Below are 26092 nucleotides of genomic sequence, written 5' to 3' on the forward strand. Positions count from 1 at the left end.
TTTTGAAATTATTAGAAGACCGCATTCGTAAAGAGGGAATTGTTCTTCCCCATAATGTTTTGAAAGTAGACAGCTTTTTAAATCATCAAGTTGATCCGCAACTCATGTTTGAAGTGGGCAAAGAATTTGCGAAGCGGTTCGCAGATAAACCAATCACAAAAATTTTAACGGTTGAATCTTCAGGAATTGCACCAGCAGTGATGACCGGGTTAGCTATGCAGGTTCCGGTGATCTTTGCGCGAAAACATAAAAGCCTGACGTTAACTGATGACCTGTATACGGCGGATGTGTATTCCTACACAAAACAAACTACGAATAAAATTTCAATTGCCAAACGATTCATCAGTGCAGATGACTCTGTTTTAATTATTGATGATTTTTTAGCAAATGGTCAGGCCGTCCAAGGATTGTTGAACATTGTGGATGAGGCTAACATTGAAGTGCAAGGGATTGGCATTGTCATTGAAAAGACTTTCCAAAAAGGACGAACTTTGATCACCAAACGAAATATTCAGTTGGAAGCGTTAGCGCAAATTAGTAGTTTGGAAAATGGTGAGGTCCAATTTTTAAATTAATGCAAAAACCCAGTGAATATACTTGCCAACGAAGGACGACAACAGTAATATTAAGGTTGAAGTCATTATGATCGGTAAAAAGAATGAAAAGAAATTTGCACGTTAATGGGTGCATAAGAATGGGTGGGCTAAATGGCAGTAGCAAGTAATGCAACATTATATCCTGGTGATACTTTGGGAATTATTGGGGATAGTACAAATGGGTCCCAACTAATCACAGCAGCACGTCGTTTAGGTCTTCGGGTGATTGCATATGGGGCAAACGAAGTCAGTGAAACTATGCAATTGGCAGATGTACATATCGTTGGTGAACCAAACGATGGCAATAAATTGCGTGAATTTGGCGAAAAATGTGATTCTGTAATTTATGAGTCCGAACATGTTGATTCACAAACACTTAAATATCTAGAGCAGTTTACGAAAATTCCGCAGGGAACCAATGCTCTAGAAGTCACCCAAGATCGTCTAATTGAGCGTGCCTTTTTTGATCAGCTTAATTTAAATTCCGCACCGTACGCAACGGTGATTAGTTTGAGTGATATTTACGAATCCATTAATTCAATTGGATACCCAAGTGTTTTGAAACCAATTCAAAAGAGTTTCGAACCCAACACGGAGTTACGGATCAATACCCAAACGGATATCCCCGCAGCGGCAGACTTATTAAATGAGCGGACTTACATTCTGGAATCCACAGTTGATTCTCAACAGGAATTGGTACTTACAGTGGTGCAGGGAATGAACGGCGAACGTAAGATTTTTCCGATTGCAGAAAACGTGTATGCTCAGGAACATTTGGTTGAAACCATTGTACCGGCTGTTGTTTCTGATAGTGTCCAAAATGAGCTATTGCGAATTACAAATGAAGTTGCTGATGCTTTGGAATATGTGGGTGTATTTGAAATTTCGTTTGCCGTAACCGGATCAGAAGATATTTATGTCAATCGCATTGTGCCAGCTATTCATCGTCCTGGCTATGTTTTCAACCGGGCCACAAATGTGAGTGTGTTTGACCAACAGCTCCGAGCAATTGCAGGAATGCCACTAAGCGATATCAAGTTATTCATGCCAAGTATTATGGTGAACTTTGATAAGAGCCAGATGGAAGCTATTCGGACACAGTGGAATATCAAAAATAATTGGTATTTCCACATGTACGCGCAAAATAAAACAACCGAAAAACAAACACGTGCCGGTTATGCATTGGTGGAAGCCAACTCTACACAGCAAGCACAAGAACAAATTGATAATACAGAGATTTGGGCGAATCACCCAATTATCGACTTTGGGAAAGCAGAATAAAGTTAGTAATCTTTAGAATCAGGATAAGAAAACTTTGTCTTGATTCTTTTTTTGTGATTATGCAAGAAATTTAGGTTATTTTGGCCGGGAAGGTCAAGTATGCCTCACTTTTTGGTATAATTAAGGGTAATTGAGTTTTTTGAATAGAATTGGTTTTGGATAGAGAGGATTGAAACTTTTGGCCGAAAATAGGTTATTAAAGGGTCTAAATGACAAACAGAAAGAGGCAGTTCAGGCAACTGAAGGGCCACTTTTAATTATGGCGGGTGCTGGTAGTGGTAAAACCCGAGTTTTGACGCATCGGGTGGCTTATTTGATTGAAGAAAAGGCCGTTAATCCCTGGAATATTTTAGCCATTACCTTCACAAACAAGGCAGCAAAGGAAATGCGAGAGCGAGTTGTTAAACTTCTAGGTAGTGCCGGATCTGACACATGGGTTTCAACATTCCATGCGTTGTGTGTCAGGATTTTAAGGCGCAATATTGATCAAATTGGGTATAATCGAGCGTTTTCAATTGCTGATACCAGTGAACAACGGACGCTGATGAAACATATTGTGTCTGAGCTAAACTACGATCCTAAGAAATTTGATCCAAAATCATTGTTGTCAGCTATTTCCAATGCTAAAAATGATTTGTTAACGCCACAAGAATATAAAGCAAACGCTAAAACACCGTTTGAAGTTGTCGTGGCAGCGGCCTATGAAGAATATCAACGCCGTTTGAAAGTTAATCAGGCTTTGGATTTTGATGATTTGATTATGCAAACCATCCTCTTGTTCAAAAAAAATCCAGAAACACTGAGTTATTACCAAAATAAATTCCACTATATTCATGTTGATGAGTATCAGGATACTAATCAGGCCCAATACACATTAGTCAACATGTTGGCAAAACGGTTTGAAAATATCTGTGTTGTGGGTGATGCTGATCAGAGTATTTATGGTTGGCGGGGTGCTGACATGCAAAATATTTTAAATTTTGAACAGGACTATAAAAATGCCCAGGTTATTTTACTGGAGCAAAATTATCGTTCAACTAAAAAAATTCTGGACGCAGCCAATTCAGTGATCAAAAATAATACTACACGCCGGCCTAAAAAGCTGTGGACCCAAAATAATGAAGGCGAAGATATTACTTATTACCGGGGCCAAAGTGAAAATGATGAAGTGCATTTCATTGTGCAACAGGTGAAACAACAAATTGAAGATAATCATTATCAATATGGCGACTTTGCTGTGCTGTACCGAACAAATGCGCAATCACGAGCCGTTGAAGATACATTTTTAAAATCAAATATACCGTACACAATGGTTGGTGGTCATAAGTTTTATGATCGAAAAGAAATTCGGGATGTTTTGAGTTATTTAACGTTACTTGCCAATCCTGATGATTCGATGAGTTTTGAACGGGTGATTAATGAACCTAAACGTGGAATTGGAACCAGCTCACTCGAAAAATTGACGGATTTTGCAAATTACAATCACTGGTCCCTGTTTGAAGCTGCTCAAAATGTGGAAGTGGCTAATGAAATTGCGAGTCGCGCCAAAAATGCCATTGATGAGTTCGCAGGTATTATGACCGATTTAAAACGGATGGCAGAATTCTTGAACATCACCGATTTAACGGAACAAGTTTTAGACAAAACGGGTTACAAAGCTGAACTTGAGAAATCTCGTTCTCTAGAAGCTCAAACTCGTTTGGAAAATATCGAAGAATTTTTGACAGTTACCAAACAGTTTGATGATAGTCATCAAGATGACGAAGAAACAACTGCGGAAACACGTTTGGCTGATTTCTTAGCTGACTTAGCGTTAGTTTCTGATCAGGATAGTGTGGAAGAAGAACCTTCCGCAGTTACGTTAATGACTTTGCATGCGGCCAAAGGACTTGAATTTCCTGTTGTGTTCCTGATTGGAATGGAAGAGGGAATCTTCCCACTAGCACGAGCGGCGATGGACGAAGATCAACTCGAAGAAGAGCGCCGTTTAGCCTACGTGGGCATCACGCGTGCACAAAAGAAACTTTACATTACCAATGCATATTCTCGAATGCTGTATGGTCGTTTACAAAATAACCCAGCATCAAGATTTATTGAAGAAATTGATCCAGATGTTTTGGAGTCTGCTAATCAAACAGCTGGGGCTGCACCAAGTGGGTATGCCAATCGGCAGAAATCATATCCATTTGATCGTAAACTAGAACGGGCAACTGCTACAACATATCATCGACCAGCCGCTAAACCACAAAAGTATGCTGGTACTGGAGCTGACAAGGTTAGTTGGTCAGCGGGTGATAAAGTGCAACACAAAGCTTGGGGTGTTGGAACAGTTGTCAAAGTAACTGGCGAAGGCGAAGATGCAGAATTAGATATTGCTTTTCCAGATCAAGGTGTCAAACGACTGCTGGCTGCTTTTGCCCCAATTAGTCACGTCTCCAAAGATTAAATGTTAATTTTCAAGTAATAAACGGCTTATCTATAGAAAAGACCTTGACAGTTTTTCGATTTAATCCTCATAATTCAAGAGTGAATTATGATTGAAATGGGAGGAAATACGCGGTGAATCTAAAGAAAAGTTTGCTTGGCATTGCAGTTGTGTTTAGCGCAGTGGTCCTAGCATCGTGTGGCAGTAGCAGTAATAAATCAAGTTCCAGTTCAAGTAGCAGTAAAACGACCACAAGTTCTAAGAGTGGCAGCTATCAAGTGACGGGTCAAACAAATGATTCGGAATATGCGGGTGTGATTAAGAATGGAAAATATTTAACCAGTAAATCACGTGGTGTAACTGCTAATCAAGATTCTAATTTAATGAATTTGAAGAGTTTTGAAACTGGCTTGCAGGATATTTCAAAAACACAATTTTCAACCACAAAGTATGTGTTCCAGGAAGGTCAATATTTATCTAAGAGTACCGTTGAAAATTGGCTTGGTCGAAAAACGAAATCCAATACGACTGGATTGAATCCAGCAAGCAATGGTTCAACCGAACCAACCAAACGAAATCCGATTTATTTGCAGAGTATTGAAGAACAAGATTACATGCAAAAGAGTGGTAGCAAATTGAAGTTGAGTGGGGTCACCATTGGCTTAGCAATGAACTCGGTTGATTATTATCGAAAGACCACTTATGGTGCTCAGTACGAAACTGATATTAGTGATGCAACTCTGGAAAAAGAGGGAAAAGCCATGGCCAAAGAGGTTTTGGCTCGGTTACGTAAAAGGGCGGCTCTTAAGAATGTCCCAATCGTGATTGCCCTGTATAAACAGGCCTCTAATGATAGTCTAATTGGTGGGCATTACGTTACTTACTCTGTCAGCAATGGCGATTCTATTAAGAAGTGGAAGGCTCTAGACATTCAAAATGTGGTTTTCCCACTTAAAACTGGTGAAACGGCACCAAACACCAATGATGCCGATGCATTTTCAAACTTCAAATCAGAAGTTGAAAGTTTCTTCCCCAACTTAAGTGGTGTCACTGCCCAAGCTCAGTATAAGAACGGGTCGTTGCAGGGAATGAACGTTTCCATCACCACCCAATTTTATAGTGAAACTGAAATTAAGAGTTTTACGCAATTCTTGGCAGATCAGGCTGAAAAGTACTTACCAAGTGGTGTAAAGACAGATATCACGGTTAGTTCAACGACCGATGGGGTCCAAAGCTTCCTAAGTCGGAAGAGTTCTGGCAAGAGCTTTACCACCCATGTTTTTGGTAGCTATTAGGCGGTAAGGGTACTTCTTATAAGCCACAGAATATTTATGGTAAAATAATTTGATAGATTTGAAAGAAGGATAACACATGGCAAACGAAGAAAAAATTGATAAGGCCCAAGTGGAGCACGTTGCCAGTTTAGCAAAATTGGAATTTAACGATGCTGATTTGGGTAAATTTACCACACAATTAGCCGACATTATGGGATTGTTCAACACGTTAAGTGAAGTTGACACAACTGGTGTCGAACCCACATTTAGTGTAACGGATCAATTTAACACAATGCGTGAAGATATGGCTGTTAACAGTCATGAAAAAGACGCCTTAATTAAAAATGCGCCTGATACTCAGGACGGTTATATTCGCGTTCCTGCAATTATTGATGAAAGTGAAGGTGCCAACTAGATGAATTATTACGATACTGATTTAACTACGTTGCATGAAAAGCTGGTCAATAAAAAACTGACTGCTGAACAATTAACTCGCGACACGTTGGCTAAAATTAAAGCTGATAATGAAGCGATCAATGCCTATATTACAATTGATGAAAACGCAGCAATTGAAACGGCTAAGGCTATTGATGCTAAAGGAATTAATCCTGATAACCTTTGGGCTGGTATTCCCATTGCTGTCAAAGATAACATTGTGACAAAGGGGTTGCGAACAACTGCTGCATCAAAAATTTTGGAGAACTTCAATCCCATTTACGATGCTACAGTGATCGAAAAACTCCGTGCCAATGATGTGATTGTGATTGGGAAAACTAACTTGGACGAATTTGCCATGGGTGGTTCGACCGAAACGTCTTACTTTAAAACAACCCGGAATCCTTGGAACTTATCGAAAGTTCCTGGTGGTTCTTCAGGTGGTTCTGCTGCAACCGTTTCTGCAGGAGGCGTTTTAGCTGCCTTAGGAACGGATACTGGTGGTTCAATTCGTCAACCAGCTTCATTCACTGGTGTCGTGGGGGTCAAACCTACATATGGCCGTGTGTCTCGTTGGGGAATCATCGCATTTGGTTCAAGTTTGGATCAAGTGGGTCCGTTCACACGTACAGTTAAAGATAATGCTGCTTTATTAAACTTAATTGCCGGTCATGATGAGCATGATATGACTAGTTCTGATAAAGAAGTGCCTGACTTTACTGCTGGTTTAGATGGTTCGGTTAAGGGCATGCGAATTGCTTTACCAAAAGAATATTTAGGTGAAGGCGTCGATGAAAACGTCAAAAAGGCCGTTTTAGATGCTGCCAATACATTCAAAGAACTTGGGGCCACTGTTGATGAAGTGTCCTTACCACACAGTAAGTACGGTATTGCTGCCTACTACATTATCAGTTCTTCTGAGGCTTCTTCCAATCTTCAACGTTTTGATGGGATTCGTTATGGATTCCGTGCAAAAGACGTCAAAAACTTGGAAGACGTTTATGTGCGTTCCCGTTCAGAAGGTTTTGGCGATGAAGTCAAACGCCGAATCATGTTAGGAACTTATTCTCTTTCAGCTGGTTTTTACGATGCTTACTTCCGTAAGGCTGCTGAAGTCCGAACTTTAATGATTAACGACTTCAAGAAGGTCTTTGAAGATCATGACTTCATTATTGGACCAACTGCACCAACCCCAGCATTTGGCATTGGTGAAGATTCCAATGATCCTAAAAAAATGTATATGAACGATGTGTTGACTGTGCCTGTTAATATGGCCGGTCTACCTGGAATGTCATTGCCTGCTGGTTTCAGCAATGGTTTGCCAGTTGGTTTGCAGATTATTGCCAAGCCATTTGATGAACAAACTTTGTACAAGGCAGGTTATGCTTTCGAACAGGCAACTGATTTCCATAGCAAAACCCCTGAGATTGGAGGAGACAAATAATGAATTTTCAAACGACAATTGGACTTGAAGTCCACGTGGAATTAAAGACGAATTCTAAAATTTTTAGTCCGTCTCCTGTAGAATTCGGGGATGATCCGAATGCAAATACTAACGTCATTGATTGGGGCTATCCTGGTGTTTTACCTACAACCAACAAAGGCGTAGTGGAGTCCGGAATCAAAGCTGCTTTGGCTTTGCATGCAGAAATTGAAAAACATAATCATTTTGATCGTAAAAACTACTTCTATCCTGATAATCCAAAAGCCTATCAAATTACGCAATCTGACAAACCCATTGCCCATGATGGCTGGATTGAAATTGAAGTTGATGGCGAAAAGAAGAAAATCGGAATTGCTGAAATGCATATTGAAGAGGATGCCGGTAAAAATACCCATAATCCAAACGGTTACTCCTTTGTCGATCTAAACCGTCAGGGAACGCCACTGATTGAAATCGTGTCGAAACCGGATATTGCTTCACCTGATGAAGCTTATGCTTACCTTGAAGCTTTGCGTCAACGCATCCAATTTACAGGTGTTTCTGATGTGAAGATGGAAGAAGGTTCCATGCGGGTGGACGTCAACATTTCGATTCGTCCTTACGGTTCTGACAAGTTTGGAACCAAGACTGAATTGAAGAACTTGAACTCCTTCAGTTACGTCCGTAAAGGGTTAGCTTATGAAGAAAAACGCCAACAACAAGTTCTGATGTCTGGTGGTACTATTCAACAAGAAACGCGTCGCTTTGATGAAGCAACTGGCCAAACTATTTTGATGCGGGTTAAGGAAGGGTCCGACGATTATCGCTACTTCCCAGAACCAGATTTGCCTGCCTTATCTATCAGTGATAACTGGATTCACAATATTGAAGAAGCAATGCCCGAAATGCCCGGTAAACGCCGTGCCCGTTACGTTAGTGAGTTAGGTCTTAAGGATTATGACGCCATGGTGCTAACCCAGACCAAAGAAATGTCTGACTTCTTTGATGAAACGGTCGCAAATGGTGCGGATGCAAAAATGGCAGCTAACTATCTGATGGGTGATGTGAATGCTTATCTGAATGATCAACAAGTTGATTTACAAGACACTAAATTGACACCGGCTAACTTGGCTGCGATGATCAAGATGATCAGTGATGGCACAATTTCAACCAAGATTGCTAAAAAAGTTTTCAAAGCGTTGACAAAGGGTGAAGAACCAGTTGCCTGGGTTAAGAGTAAAGGCTTGATCCAATTATCAGATCCTGCCCAATTACAACCAATTATTAAAGGCATCGTGGATGATAATCAGCAATCCGTTGACGATTTTAAGAATGGTAAAGATCGGGCTGTTGGCTATTTAGTCGGTCAAGTGATGAAACAGACTCATGGCCAAGCCAATCCAAAAGTTGTTAACGAGCTTTTGATGAAAGAATTAAATAATCGTTAATCAGATTTTCTCGGAGGAACCAAAATGCAAAGAAGAGCACGCGTCATTTATAATCCAACTTCAGGGCGTGAAATCTTAAAACAAAATATGATCGACATTTTGAGTGTGTTTGAGGAGGCCGGCTTTGAGTCTAGTGCTTATGCCACAACTCCTGAACCGAATTCTGCTCAAAATGAAGCCCGCCGAGCGGCCAAAGCTGGGTTTGATTTAATTGTGGCGGCCGGTGGTGATGGCACAATCAATGAAGTCGTGAACGGAATCGCGGATCTGCACTTTCGGCCGATGATGGCGATTATTCCTGCTGGTACAACCAATGATTATGCCCGTGCCCTGAAGATTCCTCGGGAAGATCCTGTAGCGGCTGCCAAAGTCGTCTTGAAGGATCAACGAATTAAAATGGATATTGGTAAGGCTGGCGACAATTATTTTATTAACATTGCTGCTGGTGGATTGCTGACTGAATTGACCTATGATGTCCCATCCAACATGAAAAGTATTTTTGGCTATTTAGCTTATTTAGTGAAGGGCGCAGAGTTGTTGCCCCAAATTAAACCGGTTGATATGGACATTGAATACGATGGCGAACATTTTAATGGTAAAGCCTCAATGTTTTTCTTGGCTTTAACGAATTCAATTGGTGGTTTTGAACAAATTGTGCCGGATGCTTCGCTAGATGACGGTCGATTTACGTTGATCATTGTGAAGGCTTCAAACTTAGTTTCGATTCTGCATTTGATGGTTAAAGCGTTGAATGGGAATCATATGGATGATCCGCGCATTATTTATCGCAAACCAAAACGTGTCAAGGTTAATCCAGTCAATGATCGCGTCATGGTCAATATTGATGGCGAGTACGGTGGGGATGCGCCAATGGTGTTTAGAAATTTGCATAAACACATTGAGATGTACGCAAACCTTGATAAGATTCCGGATGACGCTTATAATTTACCAGAGCCAGGGGTCGCAAAAGCTGAAGAGAACTTTGTCAAACAAGTTAAGAATTTGCCTGACGAAGATGAAGATTAAATTTTAAGAAGCCGTCCTTGAATGTGAGGTCTTTGATACCCATAATTCAATGGGACGGTTTTGTGATAGTTACTTGAAAAAGAAAAATGAGGACAAATATGAAATTTAAAGCACCAGTTACCAAAAATGAAACGTACGATGTGACGATCATTGACTTGACTTATCAAGGGATGGGCGTTGCCAAAATTGAGGATTTTCCAATCTTCGTGGCAAACGCTTTGCCTGGCGAAGAGATTGCTATGAAAGTAATCAAAGTAGCTAAGTCTTATGCCTTTGGTCGTGTCCAAGCATGGAAATCTAAGAGCCCAGATCGGGTTGAGCTTAAGGATAAAGAATATACCCAAACCGGGATTGCACCTTTACAGCATTTGGCTTATCCTGCCCAATTGGAATTTAAACAACATCAAATTCAAGAGTTATTTTATAAAGTTCATTTAGATGATATTGAAGTTAGTCCAACAATTGGAATGGAAAAACCTTATGGTTATCGAAACAAGGCCCAGATCCCGGTTCGCAGTGTAAATGGTCAGTTAACAACTGGGTTTTATCGCCGTAACAGCCATGATTTGGTACCGATTGAAGATTTTTACATCCAAGATCCTGAAATTGACAAGGCTATCTTGGTGGTTCGTGATATTTTACGTAAATATCATACAGCACCATACAATGAAACCAATCATACTGGTGTGATTAAAACGATCATGGTGCGTCGTGGCCATTACTCTCACGAAATGATGATTGTGTTGATTACACGGGCAAAAAAAATTCCGATGAACTTCGAGATTGTGGAAGAAATTCGCAAACAACTTCCTGAAGTTAAGAGCATTATTCAAAATGTGAACCCCGCTCAGACCAACGTCTTGATGGGTAAGGAAGAAAAGATTTTATGGGGTAGCAGTGTGATTCACGACACCTTACTTGGTTTGAAATTTGCGATTTCGGCCGATTCATTCTATCAGGTGAACCCAGTTCAAACTGACAAATTGTACGATCTGGCGATTCAAAAGGCCGGTTTAACCGGTAAAGAAACTGTGATTGATGCTTATTGTGGAATCGGAACGATTTCGTTAGCCGTGGCTAAACATGCCAAAAAAGTTTACGGTGTCGAAGTTGTCGAGAAAGCCATTCAAGATGCCAAAATCAACGCTAAGTTGAATGACATTCATAATGTGAAGTTTTCGGTTGGTAAGGCTGAAGAAAAAATGGCTGATTGGCAACACGATGGCTTGCAACCCGACGTGATTGTGGTGGACCCACCGCGCAAAGGTTTAGCACCCGAGTTTATTACGGCTGCTGCAGAAATGGCACCAAAACGGATTGTCTATGTGAGTTGCAACCCATCAACTTTGGTTCGGGATGTGCAAACATTTATGGATAATGGCTACCATGTTTCTCAACCAGTTGTGCCTTTGGATCAGTTCCCCCAAACACCTCACGTGGAATCTGTGACGGTTTTGGAACAAGATAAATAGTACTTTAATTTATTAAAAAGAGACAGATGACCACTTAATTCAAGGCTATTAAGCTTTAAATTAAATGGTCATCTGTTTTTTCATATTTATTGACGATAATATTTTTTAGTCAAATAGTACACTGGAACCCCAAGTAGAGTTACTATCATCCCAATCATAGCTAGTTCAAACTGGGTCACGATCGTGGTTATTAATATAAACAAGCCACCCACAATGGCAATTATCGGAATTACCGGATAGCCGGGAACCCGATACGGCCGTTTCAAATCTGGTTCGCGTTTTCGCAAAATAAATACGGCAATAAAAATTAGCAGACTGAAGATCCACATGACAAACACAATCATATCCGTCAAAAGATCAAAGTTGCCCAGAAACATCATGAGAAGAGCAATTGCAAATTGTAAAATACCGGCACCAAATGGCGCAGCAGTGTGCTTGCTGACTTTACGAATAAAGCCACTGAATGGTAAGGTCTGCTCTTCGGCCATTGAGAGAGGAACCCGCATACCAGTCATCGTATAACCATTAATGGCACCATAAACTGAAATCAAGATTCCAATGGTGACCAATTTACCACCCATCACGCCAAACAATTTAATTGCAGATTCAGATGCCGCATTTAAATTGCCGGCAAGGTGCGAAATGGGGAGGGTTTTTAAGAACACTAAATTGATTAAGGTATAAATAATTGTAATGAATGCTAATCCCCAGCCAATCGCTCGTGGGAGATCTTTTTCAGGATGTTTCATTTCACCCGCAATTGCACCGACACCTAACCAGCCATCGTAGGCAAACATGGTTGCTAACAAGCCACTAGAAAATGCTGAAAATAGACTTGTATGTGCAGAAGCAGTTGGTAGTAAATCCAAATTTGTGGAACTCGGCGCGAATAGGCCCACTAACACAATAATGGCTATCGGAATGAGTTTAAAAATCAAGGCCATTGATTGAAGGCGACCAGCTGCTTTGGTTCCCAAAAAGTTGATTAGTGTAATGGATAAACCGGCCAGAATTGCTACTGGTAGTTGAACAGAATCCCTTAAGTGCAGTAGCGCTACAATTTGGGTTCCAAACACAATCGATAAAGCAGCAATGTTAGCTGGAAAATAGATCAGGCTTTGAGCCCAGCCAAATAAATAAGCTGGCAGTTTGCCATAGGTGTATTCCAAATACTTGACCGCACCACCAGTTAAAGGAAGCGCTGCGGCCAGTTCCGCGCTTGTGAGCCCTGCACAAATAGTCAACAGACCGCCAAGTACCCACGCAATTAGGGTTATGCCCGCGGACTGGGTTGCGCTCACTACGCTAGCAACTTTGAAAAATACCCCGCCGCCAATAACAGTCCCCATGACCGTTGCGAGGGCAGTAAAGGTGCCAACTTCTTTTTTTAATCCGTCGTTTTCCTGTTGCATCAGAATGCCTCACTTTTTTCAACAATTCTTTCATTATAGCAGAAGACACCATGAGGACAAACGACAAACTCATCAAAAATGGAAATGGTGTACAATAGGGAAAACGGAAGTAGGGGATGAATTGATTTGGCTAAGCAAGATATCAAACCGATTTATAGTACCACCTATAAACATAAACGAAACTGGCATTGGCGCAGATGGCTGGCACTGTTACTAACTATTTTACTGGTAGTAGCGGGCATCACCGGCTGGCATTTTTGGCAACAATACCAAACTCAAGCTTTACAGAAATATCCAGTTCGGGGCATTAGCGTATCTCAGACGGATGGGTTCGTTGATTTTCAAGCCGTTCAAAAGGCTGGGATGAAGTTTGCCTATTTAAAAACAACAAGTGGGACAACGTATTTTGATGATGATTTTGCGGCAAATTATGATCGTATTCAAGGGGCGGATTTGAAAGTTGGCGTTTATATGATGTTTAGCTTCAACAAATCTGCTAAAGAGCAGGCAAAATACTTCATTAAAATGGTGGGTCACAAAGTTGGTAATTTGCCAATCGCGATTCAAGTTCAATACTATGGCAACTATGAGGATAATCCGCCGAATAGTGCGAAACAAGGCAAACAGTTACGTGAACTGACAAACGAGCTTGCTAATTACTATACCGCGCCATGTATTATTTGGACGACACCGACAATTGCAAACAAGATGATTACACCATATTTATCGGATAGTCGACAATGGTTGATCGTGGACGGGGCTAGTGAGCTAAACAAACTGAAAATAACGAAACAAACTGAATTCGTGCAATACAGTGATGCAGCTGACTTAACTGTTTCTGGGCAAAAAATTAAGTTTGTCACTTCTGTGTTTACCGGGAAGAAACAGACCTGGCAAGAAGTTGAATAATTTTAGAAAATAATAAAACGATTGCGGCAAGCATAGGAGCTTGCGTGGCAATCTTTTTTTTGTGTGGTGGATTGTTTCCTAGCTTTATAGCCGAAATGTGTTCCGCAAGGCAGCTTTCTCCGTAGCTAATGCTCAGAAGCTATTCGCCTTGCTCCACACTCTATTTTGTTACCTTATAATTGCCCCTCAAAATCGGGTACGTCTCATTCTCCGTCTCATCATAAATCGATACCGGACGCTCATCATTCGCTCTTATTCGAATATGGTACCCGTAACTATCCAGAAAAGTGATGGTATACTTATCCCAATTTTCAACCTTAGCCTTAATTGGCCGGTTATCAATCAGTAAATCAAAATTTGGTCGAATTTCAATTGTGTGGATCCGTCTCGAATCATTTGTACGATAATTCCAGGTGCCCACGAAAAACAAAGGATTCTCTGGTTTTTCTGAAACGTCATTTTCGTGCAGTTTCCTTGAGGCCAAAATGCCCGTGACAAATGACGCTGCAAACAATCCAATACTTTTAAGCTTCACCATCATCAAATCCTTTCCGATAAAAATTTCTACTCTAAGAATAGCATTTTTATACGGCAAAAGCATGTAATTCTAATTAAACTTTACCGATTTTTAGAATGGATCGTCCTTTTAAATATACTTACCCTAGAAACACTGATAAAATAGGAAATGAAGAATCAAAATTGGAGGGCGGATTATGATTAAACTGGGAATTATCGGAACAAATTGGATTACACAGCAGTTTGTCGATGCGGCTCATGCCACTCAAGAATATAAATTAACCGCTGTTTATTCACGGACTATTGAAAAAGCAAAAGAATTTGGTGAACCAAATGGCGCCACCATCTTTTTGGATGACTTAGAAACATTTTTTGCCAATGACGACATTGATGCTGTCTACATTGCTTCACCCAACAGTTTGCACTTTGAACAAGCCAAATTGGCTATTGAACATGACAAATCAGTCATTATTGAAAAGCCAATTGTTTCAAACATCAAACAAATGGAGACGTTACGCCAAACGTTGGAACAACATCCGCAATCACGGTTGTTTGAAGCTGCTCGGCAAATTCATCAACCAAACTTTAAAGTCGTTGAGGATCAAATTGCCAAACTTGGCCGGGTTCAAGGTGCAACGCTAACTTACATGAAGTATTCGAGTCGTTATGACGCTGTTTTGGCAGGTAAAGAACCCAACGTTTTCTCGTTGAAGTTTGCCGGTGGTGCTTTACAAGATCTTGGTGTTTACGTGGCTTATGATGCAGTCGGTTGGTTTGGAATGCCAGATGATGTGACCTATTATCCATCTCTGGAACCTACCCGGGTTGACGGCAAGGGAGTCGCAATTTTGAGTTATCCCGAATTTGATGTCACGTTGAACATTGGCAAAACCAGCAATTCTTATCTGCCATCCGAAATTTATGGCCTGAAAGATACGATTGTGATGAATAATCCAGCTGATTTGGAAACGGTTAGCTATCATGATGCTGTGGGGCACGAAACTTTGATTAGTGAAAAAGTTGCGGATAATCCGATGGTCGATGAAGCCAAAGATTTTGCCCGTGTCATTAATGATCCGCAAGACAAGTCCAATGACCAAGATTACTGGAAATGGCTTGATTTAAGTCAAAACGTCAACAAGTTATTGTATAACCTCCGTCAATCCGCTAAAATTGTTTTCCCGGATGATAATCAATAAATAGACAGGTAAGGGGAAAAAATGGATAGGGTATTCGAACAATTTTTTCAAAAACAAGGATTCAAAGCTCAAACGGCGATTCAAAAGGCCGTTTATGAGCCATTAAAGGAAGACCGCTCGTTAATCGGATTAGCCCCAACCGGTTCTGGTAAAACACTCGCGTTTGCCGTGCCGTTGCTAGAGAAGACCGTTCCTGGTGGCAGTACACAGATTTTGATCTTATCACCTTCCCAAGAATTAGCGGTGCAAACCACGGATGTCTTCCGTCAGTGGGGGGCCGTGAACAACATTAAAGCCACTTCACTAACCGGTGGCGCAAACATGCAACGCCAGATTGAACGACTTAAAAAGCATCCGGAGGTGGTTGTCGGAACGCCTGGACGGATGCTATCACTGATTCATGAAAGTCGTTTGAAGCTTAAAGATATTCAGACGATCGTTGTGGATGAGGCGGATGAGTTGCTAAACGGTGAAACGCTAGATGAAGTCCGTGAAATTGTGATGAGTGCCCCTGTTGATGTCCAGCTGGCATTCTTCTCTGCAACCCAGGCCAATACTGCGGAAAAACTATCTGAAATTTTCGGCGTGGACGTTGAACAGTTTGATGTGCGCCAAACGGACGACACACAAGGTGAAGTGATTCACGGGTTAGTCCGGGTGGCTTCGAATAAAAAGGTGACTTATTTACGGCGTTTAGCTAAACTCAAACATTTTCAAGCGTTGGTTTTCTTCAATCATGTGTCCACTTTGGAACATGTCGCTGCTGAATTAAAACACCAACACATTTCGAGTGTGAAGTTAGCCGGGCACCAAGTCCAAACGGAGCGGGCAACTGCCATGCGACTTTTCCGTAAAGGGGATGCCAAGTTACTGTTAACGACAGAAATGGCTGCGCGAGGATTGGATATTCCCGATTTGCCAGCCGTTGTTAATTTTGATTTACCTCAAGATGCAACTGCCTATACGCATCGAAAGGGTCGAACAGGTCGAATGGGTAATGAAGGCATGATTGTGAACATGGGTGATGATCATGATTTGCGTGATTTGCGTAAACTGGTGCCAAGTGTGACATTCAAACCGTTGTTCTTACTTCATGGCAAACTCACGGACCAAAGAGAAGTCTTGACTGATGATGAGCCAGAAAGTAGTGAGGCAAAGGCTACAGAAGCTGTGATCACCAAGCCAAGTGTAAACAGCAACGAAACTGTGACTTTGTATCCAATGCCTAAAAAGGTGGTTAAGAAACGTACCACGAAACCCAAACCAGCTAAACCAGCGTTTGTTGGTGGCAAACCGAAGAAAAAGATTAATCATAAAAAGCATTCTAAGAAAAAGGGAATGCGGCATAGAAATATTGAAAGATTTGAATAAGGAAGTAAACAAAATGACAACACCATTAAAAACTTTAACAATTGCCGGCAGTGATACAAGTGCGGCTGGTGGGATGCAAGCAGATTTAAAGACCTTTGAGGAATTTGGTACTTATGGAATGGTCGCCTTAACTTGTATTGTGACCATGGATCCCGAAAATTGGAATCATCATGTGAACCAAGTCGATCCTCAACTTTTAAAAGATCAATTAGCAACCGTGTTTAGCGGTGGTAATCCAGATGCAATGAAGACAGGGATGCTTGGCGATCAGACTACAGTTGAAATTGCGTATCATGCGATTAAAGATCATCAGTTAAAAAATGTGGTGATTGACCCCGTGATGATTTGTAAAGGCGAGACTGATGTCTTGAATCCGGATGCAGCTAATGCAATTCGTGATTTATTGATGCCACTTGCAGATGTAACCACTCCTAATTTATTTGAGGCCGGGGTCTTATCTGGAATGGGCACGTTGCATGATTTAGATGAAATGAAACAGGCTGCTAAAAAGATTCATGAACTCGGTGCGAAAAATGTCGTGGTTAAGGGTGGCAAGGGCTTAGATAGTGCTGAGGCTGTGGATGTCTTTTACGATGGTCAGACATTTGAAACCTTATCTTCTAAAAAACAGGCTACTGATCGCAATGCTGGTGCTGGTTGTACGTTTGCAGCGGCGGTTGTTGGTGGCCTCGCCAATGGCTTGAGTGTTGCGGATGCAGTTCATCTGGCAAAGAAGTTCGATACGGCCGCTATTCAAAATGGTTTTGATTTGAATAAGTTCCTTGGCCCAGTCTTCCATCCAGCGTACCGAATGCAAGAAGTTGGTAAACTTGTATAAAAAGTAAAATAATATATTTTTCGGGAAATCGTTTGCGGGTAAATATAAATAACGATTTCTTTTTCTTTATTACTAGAAAACGAATAAAATAGGCATTGCATGCATGCTAATAAAATGATAATGTATAACTTGAATGTGGTAAAATTTAAAAGCGGAGACAATCTATATGAAAAAATTTTTACTCTGGTTTTTTTCAGTTATTGCAGTGTTATTAATTTTTGGTGTTGGATGTTTTGTATTGGCCAAGTACAAGACAAACAGCATGGCACATCGTTATTACGAAAGATTTTTTGAGAAATCTGTAAGTAATAATCTGAAAAATGATAAATTGACTGAGGCTGTTTATACAGTTCCGGTAGCTGCCAAAACCGATATGAATGCTAAGAAGGTTGATTCAGCTTTAAAAGCTAATAATTTGGTTGGCTCGGTGGCAGTTATTCGAAACGGTAAATTAAGTTATGTGACATCGCGAGGGCAAAGTAAGTATCCAAATGGTGCTAAGAACACTGAGAATACGATGTATCAAATTGGATCTGCACAAGACTTGATTACAGCTGCATCAGTGATGTATTTGAAAGAGCACGGTAAACTTAGCTTAAGCGACAAGTTAAGTAAGTATTATCCGGAAATAAGCCACGCTAAACATATTACGGTAGACCAATTACTGAATATGACTTCTGGATTAAGTACAATTACTAATGCTAAAGCAACTGAAAGTTTTCCAACCTTACTTTCATGGAATGAGCAACATGTTGTCAGCAGTGGGGTAACCGGAAGTTATGATTATAAATCTGTCAATTATGTACTGTTAGCTGGGATCATTCAAAAAGCTAGTGGTCAGCCATATCGAGAATTCGTTAAAGCTCATTTGTTGGATAAGTTAAGTCTGAAACATAGTGGTTTTGCCCTAAATGATGATCAACGTCGTAAATTAGCTACCCCCTATGAAGATAGCTATTCAGGTGGTAAAACGGCTACAACGGGGATGACTAAACTACAGAGTACGAAGCTTGGTCCGTATCAGATGTATATGAGCGTTAAGGACTTGACCACCAGTTACTTCTATATATTAAGTGGTAAGTTGATTAGTAAAACTAATGTAAAAGAGTTAACCCAAACTGCTAGCTCAAAATTCTCCGGTGGTGTTTATCCGAGTGATACCGGATTTACCGTGCATGGACAATTAGGCGGTTATCAAGACAGCATTCAAATTGATACCAAAAAGCAGAACGGTGTTTTCTTGTTAACCAATTATGTACCAACAGGAATTAAGAATACCCAAACGGCACCAATTATTTATAATAAGGCATTTGAATAGACAAGTTGGAGGAACTTATGGATCAAACAGGTAGTAATAACGTCGTGACTTTTAGTGAGATTTTATTAACATTACGTAAACACATCAAATTAATATTGAGTACCACCGTTATCATCACAGCATTGGCCGCAGTCGTGACCTTCTTTGTGATGACTCCCAAGTATAGTGCCGGGACCCAGATTTTAGTTAATAGAAAATTAAGTAGTGATATGGCTGCAGCCCAGTTACAAACTACGCAGGCTGATATTGCCATGATTAGTACATATAAAGATATAATTACGAGCCCGGTGATTCAGGACACGGTTAAAAAAGAAACTAAGAACTTACCCGGGTCTGCTGATAGTGCAGTGAGTGTGGCAACTGAAACAAATTCACAGGTTTTTACGGTTAATGTGACCGCAACTAATCCTAATACTGCAGCTTCTGTGGCCAATAAAACGGCTAATACGTTTAAAAAGAAAATCGTAAAGATGATGAGTATTAATAATGTCACCATTGTTTCTAAAGCAACTGCAGACTCTAGTCCAGTTTCACCAAAAATTAGCATTAATTTATTAGCCGGGGTTGTTCTTGGGTTGATCTTAGGCGTGGGCTTAGCCTTCATAAGTGAGTTCAATGATAAGACAGTTAAGGATGAGGCCTTTTTAACGGATAACTTAGGTTTAACAAGCTTAGGAATTGTCAATGAAATCAGTCAAAAAGATGTTGATCGTCAAATTCGTGAACAATCAAATGGTACGACTATTGAGAGAACGAATAAAATGCGACGAAGGGTTTAGGTGAGAAAATGCCATTATTTAGAAAAAAACGTAAATTAGACAATGAAAGCTTAAAACGTGGTGTTGGGTTAGTTACCGTTACAGATCCAAATTCCGTCGTGTCTGAACAATTTCGAACGGTTAGAACAAACGTTCAATTTTCTTCAGCCGAAAAAAAGCTACAGTCGATTGTGATTACGTCTTCGGAACCTTCAGAAGGAAAATCTACAGTTAGTTCAAATTTAGCAGTTGTATGGGCTAAACAAAAGCAAAAAGTTGTTCTGGTTGATGCCGATTTACGACGACCAACGGCGCATCGGACTTTTAATTTGTTGAATGCAGCTGGCTTATCAAGTTATTTAACGAATAATGCAGTATATGAAGAAATTATTCAAAAGACTGATATTCCTAATTTAAGTGTGATTAGCAGTGGACCAGTGCCACCTAATCCGGCAGAACTTTTAGATTCACACCATATTAGTACGTTGTTAGAACGCTTAGCTTCAGAATATGACATGATTATTGTTGATGCCCCACCGATTAACACGGTAACTGACGCGCAATTATTGGCTAGCAAGGTAGATGGCGTGGTTCTGGTAGTTCCTCAAGGAATTGCGGAAAAAGGTAGCGTTACGCATGCAGTTGAACAGCTAAAAACGGTCCATGCCAAGTTGCTAGGAACGGTTATGAATCGTTTCAAGGCCGACAAAGCTCCAGGTTACTACGGTGGTTACTATGGTGGCGATTACGGCGGTTATTATGGAGTAGATGATAAAGATGATTGATTTGCATTGTCATATTTTGCCTGGTATCGATGATGGCTCTCCTGACATAGAGACCTCGTTAAAGCTGGCAAAAGTAGCAGTTGAACAAGGCATCACGCACATGTTATTGACACCGCATCATATGGATGGCGATTACTTAAACCATAAAGCAGATGTTGTTGAAAAAACAAGGACTTTTCAGGAAGCATTGGATCGTAATCAGATCAGATTGACAGTTTTTCCTGGACAAGAAGTGCACATTACTGGTGAATTGATACAGGCCATTGATCGTGATGATATTTTGTTTGCAGATGAGAGCAATCGTTATTTGATTTTAGAGTTACCGCATAACGAAGTGCCTGAATATACGGAAAAGATGTTGTTTGCTTTACAAACGCGTGGAATCACACCGGTTTTGGTTCATCCAGAACGTAATCAGGGATTTATGCAGGATCCGGACAAACTATATGAGTTTGTTTCTCAAGGCTGTTTAACTCAGTTGACTGCTAGTAGTTACGTTGGGGTGTTTGGAGAACACGTTCAGAAGTTTACTGAACAAATTATTGATGCTGGGTTGGGATTTGTGTTTGCCTCAGATGCCCATAATCTTAAGGGACGAAACTTTAAGATGACACAAGCATTTGAAAAACTCGAAAAAAATAAAAGTAAACGGTTTGTTGAGATTTATCAAGAAAATGCAAAAGGAATTATTAATGGGGATGATGTGATCTTGGGAGAGATTCATCATGTTCATGATAAAAAGAAGAAGTTTTGGTTTTTTTAATACACAGGTTGTTTGGAGGACAAATCAATGAGTAAAGTTTTGGTAACTGGTGGGGCCGGATTTATTGGATCAAATTTGGTTGATAATTTAATAACAGGTGGTGACCAAGTTATAGTGGTTGATGATCTATCAATGGGCTTGGCTACGAATCTACCCAAAAGTCAGCAGATAAAGTTTTATCAAAAAAGTATTACCAATCATGAGTTTATGAAGGAACTATTGTTAAGAGAAAAATTCGATTATATTTATTTGCTAGCAGCAGTTGCAAGTGTTGCAGATTCAGTAGAGAGACCTTATGAAACACATCAGATTAATCAAGAGGCTAATATATACATATTAGAAATAATTAGGAAGTATCATTTAAAAATCAAAAAGTTACTTTTTTCTTCTTCAGCGGCAATTTATGGAAGTAACTCAGAATTACCAAAAAAGGAGAATTCCATTGTAGACCCACTGACACCTTATGCAATTGATAAATTTTCTACAGAGCGATTTGTGATTGATTGTGGCAAGCTTTATGGAATTCCAACTGTGGCAGTAAGATTCTTTAATGTTTATGGGCCAAGACAGAATCCTAAATCACCATATTCAGGCGTGCTTTCTCTGATTTCACAGGCTATTATACACCGATCAACTTTTACTATATTTGGTGACGGAACACAGACGAGGGATTTTGTTTTTGTAGATGATGTTGTTCAAGCAATTGTCCTTTTGACAAAAGAAAGTGAGATTGTTCATCAGGTATTTAATGTGGGATCCGGTGAACATGTGTCACTTTTGCAAGTGATAAACGCCTATGAAATCATTGCTGGAGTTTCACTTAGGATTGTTAACCGACCTCAAAGAGTTGGGGATATAAAAAATTCATATGCTGATATTGATAAACTGATGGAAGTCGGGTATAAACCGATATTTGATATTTCTAAGGGCTTGAAATTGTATTGGGAGTCATTGAAAGATTAGGGGAAAACCATGGGAGAAAATTTAAAAAATTATACAACTACGATTAATAACAGTTTTGTCGAAAAAATAAGTGAACCAGTAAGAACTAAATATTTACCATTAAAGCGTTTGTTTGATATTGTTTTTGGAACTTTATTATTCATACCCAGTTCAGTAGTAATCCTGGTTTTCATGATTTTAGTAAGGTGGGAAACACCAGGCAAGTGCTTTTATAGTCAAAAAAGAGTGGGCTTGATGGGCAAACCAATCGTGGTAACTAAGTTGCGATCAATGTATTCTAATGCTGAAAGTAAATCTGGGGCTATTTGGGCAAAAAAAAATGATGATCGAATAACTAAAGTAGGGCATTTTATGCGAAAAACACGAATAGATGAGCTTCCGCAACTCTTGTCGGTGATTAAGGGAGATATGAGTTTAATTGGGCCACGCCCAGAAAGGCCACAATTTACGGAAGAATTTTCACACGAATATCCAGGATTTGAACAACGTCTAAGAATTAAACCAGGTCTAAGTGGTTATGCACAAGTACATGGTGGTTATGATATTGATCCTGGCAAAAAATCACAACTTGATCAGCATTATATTGATAATATTGGATTGAAAATGGATTGCCAAATTTTTATTGATACTATCAAAATCGTGGTTACAGGTGATGGTGCCCGTTAAAAAAGATGGAGTAAAATTTATGCATAATGATTGTCTTAGTTTGAGTATCGTTACATTCAATAATGAAAAAAAAATAGAAAAGCTAATTAGTAATCTAACTGAAATATTAAATGGAAATATTTCATACAAATTGTATATTATTGATAATGGATCTACTGATCAAACGCAAATGTTAGTAAAAAAAATCAAAAAAAATAATAAAAATATTGTTTTTTTTGATAAAAAAGAAAATTTAGGTTTCGGCTCTGGACACAATAGTATCATTTCTTTTTTGAAGTCTTCATATCACATTGTACTTAATCCAGATATCCAGATTTCCTCTTTTAAAGAAATAGAAAAAATGATCAATTATTTAGAAAAAAACAGGAATGTTGGACTATTATCTCCACTCATTTTAAATGAGGATGGCTCAATTCAGAGACTTTATAAGTATAATCCCACAATTTTTGATTTGTTCATTAGGTTTGTTTCACCTAATTTTTTTAAAAAAAGACAGGAATGGTTCTATCGGTTAGATTCCGGATATAATAAAATTGGTCATATAGATTATGCAAGTGGTTCTTTTATGATGTTTAGGACGAGCATTTTTAAAAAGATAAATGGATTTGATGAACGTTATTTCATGTATATGGAAGATGCGGATATTACTCGCAAAGTGAATAGGATTAGTGACGCAGTTTTTTTTCCGACCAGTGCTGTCACCCATGAATGGCAAAGAGCAAGTCACAAAAAAATAAAGTATATTCTTATATCCATTGAGAGTATGTTAAAATACTTTAACAAGTGGGGATGGAAGTGGTATTGATTATTTGTATAAGTACTTATAGAGCTGGTGTAGAAGCAATACTGTTATACGTATCTTTCAATATTTTTTAGCAATAACACAATTGCTTTTTTTATTTTAGCGAGGTAAGGTATACCTTTTCTGAAAAATAGAAATATTATTAAAAATTAAATGATAATATCTAAATAAAAATTCAGTGTAACAAATTGTAGAAAATTTAAGAACAAATAGTAATGTCAAGGATTATTATTTTTTTTATAATTAATGGTATTCATTAAGATGATGTATTATGAGGTTGATAAATTGTGATTCCGGTATAAAATTGGAGACTAGAATAATATCTGATATATTCAATTTTAAAATTTGAGCTTTGTAGTTCGAATTGTTTGTACATTTAGCTGGAAAGAATAGGGAAGATTTTAAATGAAAATAGTAGTGAATGACATTGTTGCGGTTCCTGATGGTGGAGGAGTTTTTTCAATATTAGAAGACTTCTATAAAAAAGTAGTTAAAAATGATAGTAAAAACGAGTGGGTATTTTTGTTATCAGGATCATATTTTGAAGAAACTGATAATGTGAAAATTTTGACGTTTCCAGAGATAAAAACTAATTGGTTGAAAAGATTAACTTTTGAAATTATTACAGGAAAAAAAGTTATAAATCTCTTAAAACCTGATGTTTACTTATCATTACAAAACACTATGACGATTGGTGTGGCAAGTCGAAGAAAAATAGTTTATTTGCATCAGCCACTTTCATATCAAAGGGAGATCAGTTTTTCTTTCTTTAAAAAAAGTGAGAGAAATCTGGCAGTTCATCAAAAAATTATCGGTAAATTTATAAACTGGACTTTAAAGAAAACTCAGCCAGAAATTATAGTTCAAACAGGTTGGATGAAGCGAGAAATTATTAGAGAAAAAATTGCAACTTCAACAAAGGTGAAAATAATTAAACCAAAAGGTTTTGAAAGAGAAAAATCTCAAAAAGTGAAATTAACAAATAGTTTCTTTTATCCAGCAAATATTAGATCTTATAAAAATCATCAAGTGATTTTTCGGGCTGTAAAAGAGTTGAATAAAATAGAAAAACAAAATTTTTCTGTCTTTCTTACTGGTGAAAAAAACGAATTCGAAAAGAAATATGTTTCTTTAAAAAACGTGTATTTTTTGGGGCATATATCTCGTGAAGAAGTCTTTAGGAGGTATGCGCAATCAGTACTAATTTTTCCGTCCAGAATGGAGACATTTGGGTTGCCTTTGGCAGAGGCTAAAGAGGTTGGAACCATCATATTTGCAGCAAATTTAGAGTATGCACATGAGGTGCTTGGAAATTATTCAAATGCATATTATTTTGATGCACAAAATAATAGTCAGTTGGTAGATCTGATGAGCAAATACTTAAAAGGTTCTTTAAAAAAAAAGCAAACAAGTGAATGTAAAAAAACAAATAATGATAATGATTTGCTGGAATATATTTTAAGGAGAGACCCTAGTGAGTAGAGAAAAAAGAGCAGTAATTTTGTTGGCTGCGTACAATGGTGAAAAGTACATAGGTGCTCAAATTGATTCTATATTAAATCAGTCATTTAAAGATTTCGATCTTATAATAAGAGATGATTATTCGAATGATCACACAATGGAAATTTTAAAGCAAAGAGAGAGTCTTGATAAAAGAATTAGCATCTTGCAAAACAAAACTGAGGAACATGGTCAATTAAAAAATTTTGAATTTTTAATGAACCTAGAAAAAGTGAAAAATTATGATTATATATTTTTTTCTGATCAGGATGATGTTTGGAATGTTGACAAATTGGCAGTTTCTTTAAATTGTTTGCAAAAGATGGAGTCGAAATATAGAATGGTTTACACGAATTATTCTGTTTTTGGATCAGGAAAAGAAAGAATTAGATATAATGATGAAACATATTTCTTGAAAAACTTGCATGGATTATTAGTTCAAAACTGGATAATGGGATGCACTGTGGGGATAAATCAGAATTTAAATAAGATTGCAAAGAGTATTCCTAAGTCTGCAGATAATCATGATAACTGGATAGCAAATTTAGCTGCACTAATTGGATCTGTTGAGTACATATCAAATGTGACTATGAACCACAGAATTCATAATAATAACGTTACCCAAAATGTAAAAACAAAAACATTACGTGCAAGAGCTTTAAGAATTTGTTCTTTGATAAAAAATAAAAAAATCATTCAAAGAAAAAAAGTTGATTTTTGTAAAGCATTGTTAAAAAGCAGTATAGGAAAAGCAGTGAATGTGTCTCAGGAGAAAACTCTAATGGAGATGTTATTAATGATGAAGCACAGAACATTGTTAAACATTTTTAAGATGATAAAATTCAGGATACTTGGTGTAAATCGTATCCAAAGTTTCATAATTTACATTCTTTTGTTTGCATGAATGAGGTG

The 26092-nt window shown here is 38.7% G+C and carries 24 protein-coding genes; 22 read left to right on the forward strand and 2 right to left on the reverse strand.

The window, feature by feature from the left end; genetic code table 11:
* Positions 1 to 2: 2 nt before the first annotated feature.
* The 9 genes from PPA04_RS01035 to rlmD all read left to right on the forward strand — a co-directional run bounded on the left by PPA04_RS01035 (position 3) and on the right by rlmD (position 11380).
* Positions 3 to 575, forward strand: a complete 573-nt coding sequence (locus PPA04_RS01035) for a xanthine phosphoribosyltransferase (RefSeq protein ID WP_057782528.1) — start codon at positions 3 to 5, stop codon at positions 573 to 575.
* A gap of 132 nt (positions 576 to 707) precedes the next feature.
* A complete protein-coding gene (locus PPA04_RS01040) occupies positions 708 to 1877 on the forward strand; it encodes an ATP-grasp domain-containing protein (protein WP_057782530.1) in 1170 nt (389 codons plus the stop codon).
* A gap of 178 nt (positions 1878 to 2055) precedes the next feature.
* Entirely contained in the window at positions 2056 to 4323 is a 2268-nt protein-coding gene (pcrA, locus tag PPA04_RS01045; RefSeq protein ID WP_057782532.1) for a DNA helicase PcrA, read from the forward strand.
* Positions 4324 to 4436: 113 nt separating this feature from the next.
* Positions 4437 to 5597 (forward strand): CamS family sex pheromone protein, encoded by a 1161-nt coding sequence (locus PPA04_RS01050; RefSeq protein WP_057782534.1) that lies wholly within the window; start codon positions 4437 to 4439, stop codon positions 5595 to 5597.
* Positions 5598 to 5673: 76 nt separating this feature from the next.
* A complete protein-coding gene (gatC, locus tag PPA04_RS01055; protein ID WP_147206665.1) occupies positions 5674 to 5991 on the forward strand; it encodes an Asp-tRNA(Asn)/Glu-tRNA(Gln) amidotransferase subunit GatC in 318 nt (105 codons plus the stop codon).
* Positions 5992 to 7455 carry an Asp-tRNA(Asn)/Glu-tRNA(Gln) amidotransferase subunit GatA gene (gene gatA, locus PPA04_RS01060; protein ID WP_057782537.1) on the forward strand — a complete coding sequence of 488 codons (1464 nt, stop codon included), beginning with the start codon at positions 5992 to 5994 and terminating at the stop codon, positions 7453 to 7455. It abuts the gene before it with no gap.
* Positions 7455 to 8882, forward strand: coding sequence for an Asp-tRNA(Asn)/Glu-tRNA(Gln) amidotransferase subunit GatB (gene gatB / locus PPA04_RS01065; RefSeq protein WP_057782540.1), 1428 nt, complete (start codon positions 7455 to 7457; stop codon positions 8880 to 8882). Before gatA ends, gatB begins: the two co-directional genes overlap by 1 nt.
* 24 nt (positions 8883 to 8906) lie before the next feature.
* Positions 8907 to 9908, forward strand: coding sequence for a diacylglycerol kinase (locus tag PPA04_RS01070; protein WP_057782542.1), 1002 nt, complete (start codon positions 8907 to 8909; stop codon positions 9906 to 9908).
* Positions 9909 to 10006: 98 nt separating this feature from the next.
* Positions 10007 to 11380, forward strand: coding sequence for a 23S rRNA (uracil(1939)-C(5))-methyltransferase RlmD (gene rlmD, locus PPA04_RS01075; RefSeq protein ID WP_057782544.1), 1374 nt, complete (start codon positions 10007 to 10009; stop codon positions 11378 to 11380).
* 86 nt (positions 11381 to 11466) lie between these two features.
* Here the strand turns inward: rlmD and PPA04_RS01080 are convergent, their stop codons facing one another.
* Positions 11467 to 12792: an APC family permease gene (locus PPA04_RS01080; protein WP_057782546.1), complete on the reverse strand. Its 1326-nt coding sequence runs from the start codon at positions 12790 to 12792 to the stop codon at positions 11467 to 11469.
* A gap of 126 nt (positions 12793 to 12918) precedes the next feature.
* On the opposite strand from PPA04_RS01080, the gene PPA04_RS01085 reads away from it, so the two are divergent.
* The gene (locus tag PPA04_RS01085) at positions 12919 to 13701 is read left to right on the forward strand and encodes a GH25 family lysozyme (RefSeq protein ID WP_057782548.1); all 783 of its coding nucleotides are present in this window, start codon (positions 12919 to 12921) and stop codon (positions 13699 to 13701) included.
* 160 nt (positions 13702 to 13861) lie between these two features.
* On the opposite strand, the gene PPA04_RS01090 is transcribed toward PPA04_RS01085, so the two are convergent.
* On the reverse strand, positions 13862 to 14239 hold the full coding sequence (locus PPA04_RS01090; RefSeq protein WP_186806936.1) for a DUF4828 domain-containing protein: 378 nt from the start codon (positions 14237 to 14239) through the stop codon (positions 13862 to 13864).
* 175 nt (positions 14240 to 14414) lie between these two features.
* On the opposite strand from PPA04_RS01090, the gene PPA04_RS01095 reads away from it, so the two are divergent.
* From PPA04_RS01095 to PPA04_RS01150, 12 genes are all read left to right on the forward strand, one after another.
* Positions 14415 to 15416: a Gfo/Idh/MocA family protein gene (locus PPA04_RS01095; protein WP_057782551.1), complete on the forward strand. Its 1002-nt coding sequence runs from the start codon at positions 14415 to 14417 to the stop codon at positions 15414 to 15416.
* Positions 15417 to 15437: 21 nt separating this feature from the next.
* Positions 15438 to 16787, forward strand: a complete 1350-nt coding sequence (locus PPA04_RS01100; protein ID WP_057782553.1) for a DEAD/DEAH box helicase — start codon at positions 15438 to 15440, stop codon at positions 16785 to 16787.
* Between the two features lie 13 nt (positions 16788 to 16800).
* A complete protein-coding gene (thiD, locus tag PPA04_RS01105) occupies positions 16801 to 17625 on the forward strand; it encodes a bifunctional hydroxymethylpyrimidine kinase/phosphomethylpyrimidine kinase (protein ID WP_057782555.1) in 825 nt (274 codons plus the stop codon).
* Positions 17626 to 17791: 166 nt separating this feature from the next.
* Complete coding sequence (locus tag PPA04_RS01110; RefSeq protein ID WP_057782556.1) at positions 17792 to 18943, forward strand: serine hydrolase domain-containing protein; 1152 nt, start codon at positions 17792 to 17794, stop codon at positions 18941 to 18943.
* 17 nt (positions 18944 to 18960) lie between these two features.
* Positions 18961 to 19722, forward strand: a complete 762-nt coding sequence (locus PPA04_RS01115) for a YveK family protein (RefSeq protein WP_057782558.1) — start codon at positions 18961 to 18963, stop codon at positions 19720 to 19722.
* A gap of 8 nt (positions 19723 to 19730) precedes the next feature.
* Positions 19731 to 20486: a CpsD/CapB family tyrosine-protein kinase gene (locus PPA04_RS01120; RefSeq protein WP_057782560.1), complete on the forward strand. Its 756-nt coding sequence runs from the start codon at positions 19731 to 19733 to the stop codon at positions 20484 to 20486.
* Entirely contained in the window at positions 20473 to 21249 is a 777-nt protein-coding gene (locus PPA04_RS01125; protein ID WP_057782599.1) for a tyrosine-protein phosphatase, read from the forward strand. The genes PPA04_RS01120 and PPA04_RS01125 overlap by 14 nt, the downstream gene beginning before the upstream one ends.
* A gap of 27 nt (positions 21250 to 21276) precedes the next feature.
* The gene (locus PPA04_RS01130; RefSeq protein WP_057782562.1) at positions 21277 to 22212 is read left to right on the forward strand and encodes an NAD-dependent epimerase/dehydratase family protein; all 936 of its coding nucleotides are present in this window, start codon (positions 21277 to 21279) and stop codon (positions 22210 to 22212) included.
* 9 nt (positions 22213 to 22221) lie between these two features.
* Complete coding sequence (locus PPA04_RS01135; protein ID WP_057782564.1) at positions 22222 to 22878, forward strand: sugar transferase; 657 nt, start codon at positions 22222 to 22224, stop codon at positions 22876 to 22878.
* A gap of 19 nt (positions 22879 to 22897) precedes the next feature.
* Positions 22898 to 23683 carry a glycosyltransferase gene (locus PPA04_RS01140; protein ID WP_057782566.1) on the forward strand — a complete coding sequence of 262 codons (786 nt, stop codon included), beginning with the start codon at positions 22898 to 22900 and terminating at the stop codon, positions 23681 to 23683.
* A 402-nt stretch (positions 23684 to 24085) separates the two neighbouring features.
* The gene (locus PPA04_RS01145; protein WP_057782568.1) at positions 24086 to 25162 is read left to right on the forward strand and encodes a glycosyltransferase; all 1077 of its coding nucleotides are present in this window, start codon (positions 24086 to 24088) and stop codon (positions 25160 to 25162) included.
* Positions 25155 to 26084: a glycosyltransferase gene (locus PPA04_RS01150; protein ID WP_057782570.1), complete on the forward strand. Its 930-nt coding sequence runs from the start codon at positions 25155 to 25157 to the stop codon at positions 26082 to 26084. Before PPA04_RS01145 ends, PPA04_RS01150 begins: the two co-directional genes overlap by 8 nt.
* Positions 26085 to 26092 lie beyond the last annotated feature (8 nt).

Source organism: Pediococcus parvulus, assembly GCF_007990205.1.
GTDB lineage: Bacteria > Bacillota > Bacilli > Lactobacillales > Lactobacillaceae > Pediococcus > Pediococcus parvulus.